The organism is Candidatus Thiosymbion oneisti (assembly GCF_004359955.1).
Classification (GTDB): Bacteria; Pseudomonadota; Gammaproteobacteria; order Chromatiales; family Chromatiaceae; genus Thiosymbion; species Thiosymbion oneisti.
Genome location: NZ_SMSC01000003.1, coordinates 105,407 through 117,971, shown reverse-complemented (window position 1 = coordinate 117,971; position 12,565 = coordinate 105,407). Strand labels below are relative to the sequence as shown.

8 protein-coding genes are annotated in these 12,565 nt (G+C 51.3%); 1 reads left to right on the top strand and 7 read right to left on the bottom strand.

Annotated elements, in window-relative coordinates; genetic code table 11:
• Positions 1-1,534 precede the first annotated feature (1,534 nt).
• A complete protein-coding gene (locus E1958_RS02465) occupies positions 1,535-1,846 on the top strand; it encodes a hypothetical protein (protein WP_133510449.1) in 312 nt (103 codons plus the stop codon).
• A gap of 5,371 nt (positions 1,847-7,217) precedes the next feature.
• Here the strand turns inward: E1958_RS02465 and E1958_RS02460 are convergent.
• The 7 genes from E1958_RS02460 to E1958_RS02430 all read right to left on the bottom strand — a co-directional run bounded on the left by E1958_RS02460 (position 7,218) and on the right by E1958_RS02430 (position 12,450).
• On the bottom strand, positions 7,218-7,622 hold the full coding sequence (locus tag E1958_RS02460; protein ID WP_133510448.1) for a type II toxin-antitoxin system HicB family antitoxin: 405 nt from the start codon (positions 7,620-7,622) through the stop codon (positions 7,218-7,220).
• A gap of 16 nt (positions 7,623-7,638) precedes the next feature.
• Positions 7,639-7,827: a type II toxin-antitoxin system HicA family toxin gene (locus tag E1958_RS02455; protein ID WP_133510447.1), complete on the bottom strand. Its 189-nt coding sequence runs from the start codon at positions 7,825-7,827 to the stop codon at positions 7,639-7,641.
• 214 nt (positions 7,828-8,041) lie between these two features.
• Positions 8,042-9,079, bottom strand: a complete 1,038-nt coding sequence (locus E1958_RS02450) for a type IV pilus twitching motility protein PilT (protein ID WP_133510446.1) — start codon at positions 9,077-9,079, stop codon at positions 8,042-8,044.
• Between the two features lie 147 nt (positions 9,080-9,226).
• Positions 9,227-10,246: a dihydroorotate dehydrogenase gene (locus E1958_RS02445; RefSeq protein ID WP_133510445.1), complete on the bottom strand. Its 1,020-nt coding sequence runs from the start codon at positions 10,244-10,246 to the stop codon at positions 9,227-9,229.
• Between the two features lie 233 nt (positions 10,247-10,479).
• A complete protein-coding gene (locus tag E1958_RS02440) occupies positions 10,480-11,490 on the bottom strand; it encodes an NAD(P)H-dependent glycerol-3-phosphate dehydrogenase (protein WP_133510444.1) in 1,011 nt (336 codons plus the stop codon).
• Positions 11,487-11,963: a protein-export chaperone SecB gene (secB, locus tag E1958_RS02435; RefSeq protein WP_133510443.1), complete on the bottom strand. Its 477-nt coding sequence runs from the start codon at positions 11,961-11,963 to the stop codon at positions 11,487-11,489. The genes E1958_RS02440 and secB overlap by 4 nt, the downstream gene beginning before the upstream one ends.
• Before the next feature lie 58 nt (positions 11,964-12,021).
• Complete coding sequence (locus E1958_RS02430) at positions 12,022-12,450, bottom strand: rhodanese-like domain-containing protein (RefSeq protein WP_089723793.1); 429 nt, start codon at positions 12,448-12,450, stop codon at positions 12,022-12,024.
• Between the last annotated feature and the right edge of the window lie 115 nt (positions 12,451-12,565).

Here is a 12,565-nt window from a genome sequence, read left to right as displayed (position 1 = left end):
TATTATGTTTTTTTTCCACATATGAGTTTTCTTTGGTTGTGCCCAAATTGGTTGTTTTGCACTGTCTACTTGCATCTGTTGTATTTACACGAAAAATTATCAAATCTTAAGGAAAATATCGATACGTATTATTTCTTTCCTTTTTTTGTTGTTTTACAATGTCGAGTACCTCTAATAAATCACTTGTTACGCGCAGGACATTGCTTCTTTATTTGGATTTCTATCCGCCCGTGATTGGTGTTTCAATATTTACATTGCTGGGCAGCAATGAGGAATTTAATACAAGCCTTGGTTATACGTACTGGAACATGCGACTTTATCGTTGTGATACGATGGTTTGCGGTATGAAGGTATTGCTCAATGTATTAATAACGACTTTAGCGATAAATGCATCAAAGGAAAATTTTACGAGTTATCTTTAAAACAAACAATCTTAATTTAAAATTTCGGGTTGTTTAATGCCTCCCATCATTAATTTCAGTTATTTTAAATTTTAGAGATTTGCCCGAAACAATCTTCTTGGTACCGTTGGCAACGCGTATACAAAGCGAAGGCTGGTTGGTTTATACGGTAAATATTGGTCGATTTATTGATATTAAATATATCACCGAAACACAGCATGGTCATGCGAGGACGAAATTGTTTTTTCATAAAAGAAGTACTACAAACAACTAATGAGATAAGAGATCTTTATATCCTGGCGTATTTGAACTTATACTTTGGAATCCTGCGCACTTTATGGTCCCTGGGTATTGTTAGCTTTTGCAACTTACAGTACCAGGATGAGGTGGTTGGTTTTACTATGACGGTATTCGGCTTATGAACGATCGAGGGCAAAGGGCTTGAGATAAGTACCTACGGAGACCGCTTCCAACACTTCAGAAGCGGCTGAATCAACAGATGAAGGTATCAGCTGCCCAATATAAGGGAGTGTATCAACTACCGGGTCATTTTCTCTACATAATTAGGTTCTAATTTCTAATATTGTTTATAATTCCTATTGTTAACATAAAAGGAACAATATCGAGGTTTGTTTTGGTTATGGTAATGAAAGCCGCGCAGCGAGTTTGATATTTATGCCAGCCTCACATTCAATGCACTGTTGCGACCATTTACGCAGGGTGGACAATTGTGTTGTGTCTTGCTGTAAGCCATTCTCACAAAGAGGGGGGTATCACGGATCGCTCGAATGCGAACTAAGCTTGATAGATGTTGAAGGCGAACACATTTGAACTTGGCACAAAGGTTGGTTCGTATACTTTGATAAATTGCCATTAAGAAGAAGAGCCCGAGGTCAAAAGGTAATTAAATAATGCGCTTAGCCTTCGCCCAGAGTTTTCGGCTTTCCGCGCCTTCTTGTCTGGTTTAGAATTGAGCACGGACCACGCGCTGCTTGTCAAGGTTATCAAGATTTTCCCCTCCGTAGCACGAACTGCTATTATCATCATGTTGAATTAACCTTTGATACGGTTCGCTATATAAAGGTATCTTCAGACTTGGCTTGGGAGACTTTCAGGGCAGTTTTGGTGCCTAAATGGATGCGCAAGTTTCTCTCCATTTCATGCTGACCGCTCTTGCTCCGTCCTTTGTCGCTCACTTTTTTGCAGGCTCAAGGGTGCGTTTGGCTTACCAATTGGACAGCCGGAAATCCGCGGCAAAGATGAAATTCGTTACGCCGGTAAAATCTTGTAACCGGCTTTTATGTACGCTAAATTTCCGCCGCCATAGCTGCGCAGCAAGCACAGGCCTGACTAAAGCTATGAAAAAATCATCGCATTCTTGTTTTTTATACCACCAGCCTATCGTTGTAAAGGCGCAGGTTGTTCGTGCTGTTGGTCAGGTTTAGGCCGAAGTACAGGCGGATTCATACGGTTATGGTCGTGGACAATCAGCTCCCGACCTTGGTACTTTACGGGCGGCGGTGATCACCGGGGACTGCCAGGATTATAGAAGCCGGTTTATGTACGGAAATGATATTGATAACTATGGTTTGGGTGGTTCTCACAAAGCAGCCTTCCGTTATGCCGTTTGAGCAGAGAAATGGACTATGTTGTCGTCGCTTGCATTGATCGGCGGGCTGTTAGAGACTTAGTTCCGCTGCTGGAAGAAAGGTGTTCACGAGCAGGTTGATTGTCTGCTCGGCGCACAGTTCCACCGTAGTAAAGGGAAGTCGCTTTCGAAGTTGCTCGCAGTTCCGCACATTCGTGAAAGCCACTTTGTATAATAAGATTTTTTTTTTCTGCAGGTGCTTTGCGCCAACTGTATATCTTGATTTGGATTTCAGGTTTGAACCTCTATGGTACATCTTCGCTGCAGAATTCTATTACTGAGTCAGCACTGCGGTGAGTTTGGCGTTCCAGTTATGTGATGCTTCTTGCAAGTTATCACCGTGGTCAAAACATTAAAAAGCACTTACGATCAGTTGGCGGGAAGAAGATCGAATTTCGAATGTAAAATGTTTCGACGAAGCCTTCAAGGTTTTGGGCTGTTGGCCCAGGGTATTTTTTTAGCGTTGGTCATTCTTGGCCTGGTGAGGTTTGCGTGGTAAGGCTTTTGACAGGTATTCAGGGGCGAATTAAAATTACAAGGAAAGTGATTGACGTGAAGCGTGTTACGTCGCTACCTCTATTTTCTACTGATCCTCTCAATTAAAATCGGATGTGGGTGAATATATACCCAATATCTCGGGGGTCGTCACAACCTAGAAGCTGGCCAGGTCTTCTTGGCATTACCGTTTATCTTTAATAGCATATATTTTGCGTATGCTTTGGGGTTGCTGGATGGGCGAGACAAAGTCTTTCAAGTGATTGCGGCATCGCGGCAGCTTTTCAAGCAGTTTTTTTCAGCCACCGAGTTGGTGAAATGCTGCGTCTGACGGCGTTTTTTCCATGTTTTCGAAGCGGCGAAAGCTGGCTGAACGGCGGGCGCTTCGAACCGTTCTTGTCAAACCGCGCTGTTTATTCTTAGCTGTTGCGGAGTTTCCAGTGCCCCGCAATGAAATATCTTCAAACGCTCTTCGTTTTACTTCCGGTATTTATGGGGCTGGAATATTGGCGGTTGCTAAAGTTTTTGTCTATATCCTGATAAGGCATAGCCTTTAACCGATAACTCTGCTCGCCAGTTGATAACTCTTTGCGCTTTATGCTGGGGTCCTCCTCGAGCTGAACATTGGCCGAAATCCACTAGAAGGTAGGTTTCTGGATTCATCGCATACTCCGGTGATTATGGACGGTGAAATGTTGGCTATCGATTGTTTAATTCAACCCTGGCTGCCCTAAACAAGCCCTGACTGGTTGCGACTTGTTTTTTTTGCGGCCCGTATTACGACCAAGCTATCTGGTAACCTGGTCAGGCGATTTTGGGGTTTTATGCAGTCTTTGGTGGCGCCAGTTACATTTTTTGGCAATACTTTTCCTTGATTGTGAATTTGTTGCTTGCCGTCGTACTCCAAATTTTAAAGGCTTAATGATGTTACGATCTCGAGTGAAAAAAATTACTGATTATATAGCGACGATCGTGAGACTACCTAAAAGTGATGTTTGCAGTCTCGTAGGGCAGCGTCGCTGGCGACATTACTCAAACGCCGTTTTGCTGTTACGACCATTTTCAGCGCAGCATTGCCCGCCAGACCTCCGAGGGGCTGGTCCATCTGCGATCGATATCCAGCCTGCGAAGCAGAGATTGAACCAATTAAGGAAGATACGGCGCCTCGTGTTATAGCGGCGGTTTTGTAGGATTTTCAGGCATCTGGCTGATTGGTCACCGCGCCGCAACCGAGGTTTTGCGGGGTCATCTGGCGAAGCCGCTGTTGGTGAATTTCGCGCGTGCACATAGCCTTGTCGAGCAGTGGCTAAGATTTAGCGGCGGCGCCAATACACACCTGGGAACGAAGGCTTGGCGAAGCAGCGATGTGCATTCGTTCGAACGCTCGGATAGCGGGAAAATCGGGCTTTCCTATCAGCACATGCGGTCCGGCGACGACACGCCGCTTTAATGAAATCCAAGATTGACTCCTATTACTATGCCGAAGCGCTTCAGCGATAAGCGAAAAAATGCTTGGGAATACTCGTTCTACGGTTTGGTGCCCGAAAGCATGCGCCCATGAAGCTGATCAACCTTTCGAATATAGGACGGTGTGCATCCACAAGATGCTACGCTACTATCTTGCAGACGCGTCTGCACAGTGGGTGCGCATAGCTCATTCGAGCGTGATACGCATTCGCGACCTTCATTGAACGGTTGCTATTCTTTATATCCGAGCGACCAAAGAACAAACCTGCAGTAAGGGCCGAGTCTTGCCACAATAGCCCGTGATTTTGTTCGTTAAAAGCTGGGAAGCGCGTGTAGGATAACTCCTAACCATGCCGGAGGGGTCAAAGGCTCAATCAGCTGGCGACCAATTATTGTCCTGGGAGTTTAGCGGATATTAAGGTCCGGCTCAAGGCGTTTATCTCAAACTTTTATTACAAAGAAACATGAGGAAGGGCTTTTGCGGCATCTCGCGGTAGGCCATGGTGATCCTGCTTCCCGTATACTCTACGATCGCAGGATTCGATATTTTTGTTGGGAAGCTTATCGATCAAAAGTGTAATTAGTGGAGCAAGATCTGGACGCATCCGCTGCCGTCTTTGCAAGATCTTGCTGTGTTTTGGGGAGATTACGTTTTATCAATGTGGGCTTTATAGTGTTAGATTTTTTTCACGGAATGCAATGGTTTGTTGGGCTTCCCGCTTACACTAATCATGCAGCTCTAAAGTCTCTGTTCCTGCAAGGATCAAGACCTACAGATGCCGATCGTACTATCATGCGTCTTGTGGGAACTGCTGTTTCCGCTTCAATACTTCATGCCGGGTTATCCAAACAAGGTGATTTGCGCTACATGTTGAGGCCAGACAAATTCTCGATGAGGTCGAACATTTGAAAACTGGTTGGTGAAGATTTAGAGGGGCCGTAGCATTAAATTCGATGTCCGGTGGCGCTTTGTGTGATGTCGTCGGCGGGAATGCGATATGCGGGGCGACTCATCAACCCAATAGCCAGCGCGGTATATCAGGCGGGATATCCATGGTACGCTGTTTTACTATCGGAATGGCGACAACGATATAGAGGCAGATTAACTAAGCATACTTGCTCCTATTTTGTTAGAATGGCGGTAAGTGGGATGTTGTTTTAACTTGATAGAAATTCTTGTTTGAGAGGAAAGGCCTGGCTCGCAAAAAAAAAGGCTATTGACGATCCGTACCGTTCGATTGACGATTCAACTACGTATGTCCAGGAAGAGATCCACGAAGCACGAGCCAGGAGTGAGGTTATGAGGTTGAATATTACGTCATTACGGTGGCCGGTCAGGGGCTCTCGTTTATAAGAGACCGGTTATAAAGGTTTAAATGCGAGGATGTAAGCCCATGGGCGCAGCCGCGTTGATCTATACTCGCTGACCGGTTTTTGCGGAAGCTGGAGCGATTACTGTCGGAGTAATTTTTTGTGTGTTTGGCTGTGAAATGATTCTGCCGACTATGTCAGTGAAGCGCTGCAGGAATATCTGGGCCTGGTAGTTTCCATGTTGAGCGATGGTATTCGATGGGCGAGGCAACAGATGCCGTTATTATCCGAGTTATGGCGACCGAAGATGATCCGCTGCTGTTGCGATCTATAATATTACGACTTTTATTCAAATCCGGTACAGCTCTTAAGCCAACGGATGAAATTAAACGGATTTCGGATGGCTGGTGCCCTGTTTCCAGGTTCCAGGTGATCATTGGAGCTTTGTGGGTTGGGCGATGACGGATGGGTAGGTTAGGAGCTGGCTGGCAGCGCATCTCGAATATGCTTCCATTCAGAGGTCTATATTTGGTTTACTGGGCGATACGCTGAAACCTATGATCCAGGTTCCTTCGCAGACGAAATCTTGTACGTGGGGAACGTTACATGCACCACTGTATCAGCGGTTGATTAAAGGACGGTGGAAAAATCTCGATTTCAGTCTGGAATTTGATGGCTTGTATCCTGGGAACGCCTGCGGGGCGATCAGTTTCTCAAAATTGAGGCTTCCGTCGATATTCTGGATTAAGAGTTAAAGCTACACTACCAGCTGAAGCTGGTAGATTGATACCACTTAAAAAAGCGGCTCGGCGGACTTCAAAGCGCTGACTGAAGAAGTCCATCGAAGATGGAGGTTTTAACCTCTATCCGCCTTCGGCGAACTTCAGGATTTTGAATGAGGTTTGCGGAATGAAGTTAATTTCGCGAGGAAAAATTGAGGGTGCCTCTCAACCACTATGCACTGAAAGTGCATAAGGTACGGCTTTTATATCGAAAGGCCGCGATTTTTTGAGCATGGCCTGGATGGCGAAACTAAGGCACGCATGATGACAGCACAGGGCGGCGGATAGCCGCTGAAAGGAGCCGCGGGTGTCGGATAGTAGTAAACCGTGAATTGGGATCGATGCTGTGAACCGCTGAGCGCGGGCGTAAAGACGGAATACAGCTTGGCATGAAGTTGATTCTTGGTTTTGGAGTTCGCCAGCACCGGTTCAGAGAGCGGCGATGCGGCGGGCGCAGCGTTTGGCGGTACCGGTATCATTAAAGGGGCCGTTGCCGCTCGAAGAATACCGTTGGACGAACGCGAGCCCGGTACGGCATCAGTCTTGGCAAGCGGGCGAGAATAATCGACGCCTGAGCTCGAAGAGCCTCAGGGCGGAGCCGACACCGATTATAGCCGTCCATACCTCATCCAGCGAACATAGAGCGGAATACCAGGGGCGGACTAAGAAGCGCGCTATTCGCGGATGCCATGCACCCTCCGTCCGAGGTGGGTATTATCTAACGGCAGTCAGACGAAGACTGCCACCCGGCGAGGTGACAGCGTGCCACCACCGCGTAAGCCTGAAGTGCTATTACGGAATATCCACCAGTTCATCAATACCGGCAACGGCGGCTGGCGACTGTTAGCGGTGACTGGGAGCCGGAAACGGCCTACCTCGCCTCACGCAGGTAGAACGTGGGGAGTCAGAGGAAGCACGTAACATAGAGAGCCTGTTTACGATCTTTTGAGATTGGCTCCAAAGCCAGAAAAGGCCGGTCACGGAATTTTAAGCTGGTATTGAGTTTTCGCTCGCAGTTTTCCATAACCGTCGACCATTTTTCCAACCAAAGCGTTTGAACTTGACCTGTTTGAAAAATGCTGTAAATGTCGTGCAGTTTTCTGTTTAATTTCTTCACCCACTATGATTACTAATGTACTCAATTACCGCTTGAGCTAATAATCCGGATCGTGACTCACCATGAGAAGATGCATAATTATCCATTTGGGTCAATAATCTTTCTGGTAGCGTTACATTTACTCGTTTTGCTTTTCCAGATAATTTTGATACATCAACATTTACTATAGCCCAAATACCATCATCATATTTTGGATTTTTTTTATGTTCCTCTAGTGATTTAGCGACAATAATATTTTCACCATCTAGAAGCATCCCTTCTAAATGACATTCAATAGCTTCCTGTGCATTTTCCAAAGCTTCATCAAGTGTATCACCTGCTGAAAAACAACCAGGTAAATCAGGTACAGTTACTCCGTAATCTGAACTAGGGTCTTTATGTATAATAACTGGATATCGCATTTTTAATCACCGTAAACTAAGGCCAGTCCCATCCCGCTTGTTTGAAGATGCTCCGCAAAGTTCCAGTTGGTAAATCTTTTTTTGGGTGAGGAACGGTTACTCGTCCAGGTTTACTGGGGTGTTTGAATTGGTGGTGGCTACCTTTTACATGGTGTAAAAACCAACCATCTCTATTCAATCGTGTAATAACCTCACTGCTCTTCATAATGTAATTATATACACATAATACACACTATTCAAGGATAACCTCTGATGAACAATAACAGCGGGAGTGCAAATTTTCATCTGTGAAAATCTGCGAAATCTGTGGATTAAAAAAACAGTGCGTAGGGTGCGGTGAGGAACGAACCGCACCATGATTGGACGGCCTGTCTGGCGCCTGCCCTGACCTGCCTGCAGAATGGAGTACGCCAGCCGGATCAGCGGAAACTGTCTTTGCTCTGAGCCCGAAACCTGGCCTCTTGCGTGGTGATCAGTCCCTCCCGCAGGAGGCCCTGAAGGTCTTGGTCCAGGGTCTGCATACCGAAGGCTTGTCCGGTCTGGATCGACGAGTAGAGCTGGGCCACCTTGTTCTCACGGATCAGGTTACGGGTGGCCGGGGTGCCGATCATGATCTCGTAGGCGGCGATACGCCCACCATCGATCTTCTTGAGCAGGGTTTGTGAAATCACCGCGCGCAGGGATTCCGAGAGCAAGGAGCGCGTCATGTCCTTCTCCCCCGCGGGGAAGACATCGATAATGCGGTCGATGGTCTTGGCAGCGGAGCTGGTGTGTAGGGTCGCAAACACTAGGTGCCCGGTCTCCGCCGCCGTGAGTGCCAGCCGAATGGTCTCCAGATCCCGCATCTCGCCCACCAGGATGATGTCCGGGTCCTCACGCAGGGCCGACCGCAGGGCCGCGCTGAAGCTCAGGGTATCCTTATGGACCTCGCGCTGGTTGACGAGACACTTTTTGCTGCTGTGAACAAACTCGATGGGATCTTCGATGGTCAGGATATGCGCGGAGTGGCGGTGGTTGAGGTGATCGATCATGGCGGCCAAGGTGGTCGACTTGCCCGAGCCGGTGGGGCCGGTCACCAATACCAGGCCGTGCGGCACGTCGATGATTTTCTCGAACACCTTGGGCGCGCCCAGTTCCTCGAGCGTCAGCACTTTTAAAGGAATAACGCGAAAGACGGCTGCCGCCCCGCGCTGCTGGTGGAAGGCGTTGACGCGGAAGCGTGCAAGGCCCTCGATCTCGAAGGAGAAATCGACCTCCAATAGCTCTTCGTAATCCCGACGCTGCCGGTCGTTCATACTATTCTGGATCAACGCGTGGACGATGGAGTGCTTCAGAGGGGGCAGGTCGATGGGGCGCAGGTCTCCGTCGCCCCGGATCATGGGCGGTAGTCCGGCGGAGAGATGCAGGTCGGAAGCCTTGTTCTCAACGCTGAAGGTGAGCAGTTCGATGATATTCACTCGGCAGTCCTCAAAAGGCCCATTTGAACCGCAAAGGCGCAAAGAGATTGTGGTTCAAGCACTCATCATCTATCCGCAGATTACGCCGATTATTTCGTTTTTCATCTGCGAAAATCTGCGTAATCTGTGGATAAAAAAACAGAAGCGTTAGCCGCAAATCAAACCGATGTTATCAGTGCTTCGGCACGGCTGTACCAGGTCTTGCGCGTTCGGGGCACGTATATCCATAGGTGATGGGTGTAGCCGCAAGCTGCCTGTGAGCTGGCCTACGTTGGTGAGCCCGTGGCGGTCCAGGTAGGCGCAGATCCCTTGGTTGACGGCGGGGAGCAGCAACGGATCGTAGAACAGGGCGGTGCCGATGCCTACCGCGCTGGCGCCGGCGATCAGAAACTCGATGGCGTCTTCGGCGCCGGCGACGCCACCCTGGCCGATGATGGGAACCCCGTGCTCGCGGCAGACCTGATAGACCTGGTGCACCTTTAAGAGGGCGATGGGCTTGATGGCCGGCCCGGACAGCCCCCCCTGATTGTTGCCGATGACCGGAGTTCGCGCTTCGCTGTCGATCGCCATGCCCATCAGGGTATTGATAACGGCGAAGGCGTCCGAGCCCGCCTCCAGGCAGGCCCTGGCGTTCGCGGCGATGTCGGTCTGATTCGGTGAGAGCTTGGTGATCAGGGGCTTGGTGGTAGCAGCCCGGCAGGCGGCGACCACCTGTGCCGACAGCTTCCGGTCATTACCGAAGGCTACACCACCCGCCTTGACATTGGGACAGGAGATGTTGATCTCGATGGCGTCGATGGGAGAGTCATCGAAGCGGCGGGTGACCTCATAATATTCCTCGACCGTGGTGCCTGAGACGTTGGCAATAAACCGTGTTTCGGTAAAGTCGAGGGTAGGTAGGATCTGCTCCACCACATGATCGACGCCGGGGTTCTGCAAGCCGATGGCGTTCAACATGCCACTCGCGGTTTCGCAGATCCTGTGCGGGGGGTTCCCTAGCCGGGGCTCCAGCGTGGTTCCCTTGAGGCACAGAGCCCCGGCATCCCGATTCGAAAATCCCTTGACACGCGTATACTCCGCACCGAAACCGACACACCCGGACAGCAATACCAGGGGGGTGTCGAAGCGCAATCCGCAAAAATCGATCACCAGCCGGGGATCATTCACCCGAGTACACCTGTGTACAAATGAGAATTCTTTTTTGCCGCCAATGAACGCAAATCGGTCGAGATTAGCTCGCCATCATCGACGCTACTTGGTCTATTAACATTGATTTGCGCCGTTTGCGTTTATTTGCGGCTAAATTTTCCATGGAGTTCCTGCCAGCTCAATGTTATCGGTCGTTGAGAGCATCCGTACTAGGGGGTTAGATATTCGACTTCTCGGGGACTTCTTTAGCATCAGGTCAGCTCGGCCTTGCTGCTGCGCATGAGGAGGCTGCGGGTTGCCTGCTCCGGCGTGCGGCCCTCGTACAGCACGCCGAACACCTGGCTACAGATGGGCATCTCCACCCCCAACCGGTGGGCGATGGTATTGACGGCACGGGTTGTTATCACGCCTTCCACTTCTTGGCCGATCTCGCGCTTGGCCTCCTCGACGCTCAGTCCCTGCGCCAGGGCCAGGCCTAGGCGGCGGTTTCGGGACTGGTCGTCGGTGCAGGTAAGGACCAAATCCCCGAGCCCGGCGAGGCCCATGAAGGTGTCCCGCCGGCCGCCCAGCCCGGTGCCGAGCCGAATCAGCTCCACCAGTCCGCGCGTGATCAGGGCGGCCCTGGTGTTGGCCCCGAAGCCGAGACCGTCGGCAATGCCCGCGGCGATTGCCAGTACATTCTTAGCCGCCCCACCCACCTGAACGCCGACCAAATCGTCGCCGGTGTAGGCCCGAAAGTGGTCGTTATGCAGATAGCCGGCTATGCGCTGCGCGTGTTCCGGTCTCCGGGAGGCCACGGTGACCGCCGTGGGCAACCCCTTGGCGACCTCTTGCGCAAAGCTGGGGCCGGAGACGACAGCCAGCTCCCGGGACCCCAGGATTTCTTCCGCGACCTGATGCAGGAGCCGCCCGGTGTGGGGCTCGAATCCCTTGGTGGCCCAGGTAATGCCCAGTCCCTCCGGCAGTCGGTCGGGGAGTCGGCGTAACACGGCGGCGAAGGCGTGGCTGGGAATGACGACCAGGAGCTCGCTGACCCCCTCCAAGGCATCAGTGAGCTCCGCTACGGGCTGCAGCGTCGGCGGCAGCGGAAACCCAGGCAGATAACGGCGATTTTCGCCGTCGCGATCCAAGGCCAGAATCTGCTCCGGCGCATAATCCCAGATCCGCACGCGGTGGCCGTTGCGACACAGCAGCAATGCCAGCGCCGTACCCCAAGAGCCGGCGCCCAGGACCGCGAGCGCGGGAGCGGAGGTCTGACTCAATGCGAAGTCGGGGCGGGATTACCCTTGGCCTGATCCGCCATCTGTTGCTGATGCTGGGCGAACAGGGCGTCGAAATTGACCGGCTGTAGCACCAGCTGCGGGAAGCTGCCCTTGGCGACCAAATCGGAGACGACCTCACGCACGTAGGGAAACAGCAGATTGGGGCAATAGGCCCCGAGCAGATGGGCAAGCTCCGGGTCCGGGAACCCCTGAATCCCGAACAGGCCCGCCAGATGGACCTCCACGATCGAGGCCGTCTGGTCGGCGAGCTTGGTGGTGGCGGTGACCGACAGGATGACCTCGAAGGTGTCTGCGTCGAGCTTGTTCGCCTGGGTATTCATGTTGAGCTCGAGCTTGGGTTGCCACTCCTGGCGGAAGATGTGGGGGGCATTCGGCGCTTCGTAGGAAAGGTCTTTGGTGTAGATGCGGTGCACCACGAACTGCCTTTCGTTTTGCTGTTCGTTCTCGGTCATCGGCGATCATCCGGTTGCGGTTGAAAAGGAGCCCGGCTGGGTTTTTAAGACCTTGCCATCAGTGCTTCTTCTTGGACAAGGGCAGATTAGCATTCTGCCAGGCCAGGACCCCCCCGCGCAGGTTATGCACATTCTCGAAGCCCTCCTTGCGCAGCTGTTGGCAGGCCATCGCCGACTGGGAGCCCGAGCGGCAAGCGACCAGGATGGGTCGCTCCTTGTGCTTCTGCAGGGTCCCGATCTGTTTTTTGAAACCGTTCATGGGGAGGTTGAGCGCATTGATGATGTGCCCCTGGGTGAAATCGGCCGCTGGCCGCACGTCTACCACCAAGGCGTCCTTGTGATTGATAAGCTCCGTCGCCCCGGCCGGATCCACCGAACCCCGCCCACTGACGAGTAGGTTGTGGATCAACAAGGCGATAATCACTGCCAGTACTGCGAAGAGCTCCCAGTGGTTACCGATAAACTCGATCAGTTGTTGCGGCTGCATGTGGGATACGACGAGAAATTTCCGGGACCGGGCCACGCCAGCGTCAGGTATGAACCACCCGCGGCGGATAAGACCAATCGGGGATGCTAAGTATAAGGCCCTGCGGGACGCGAGT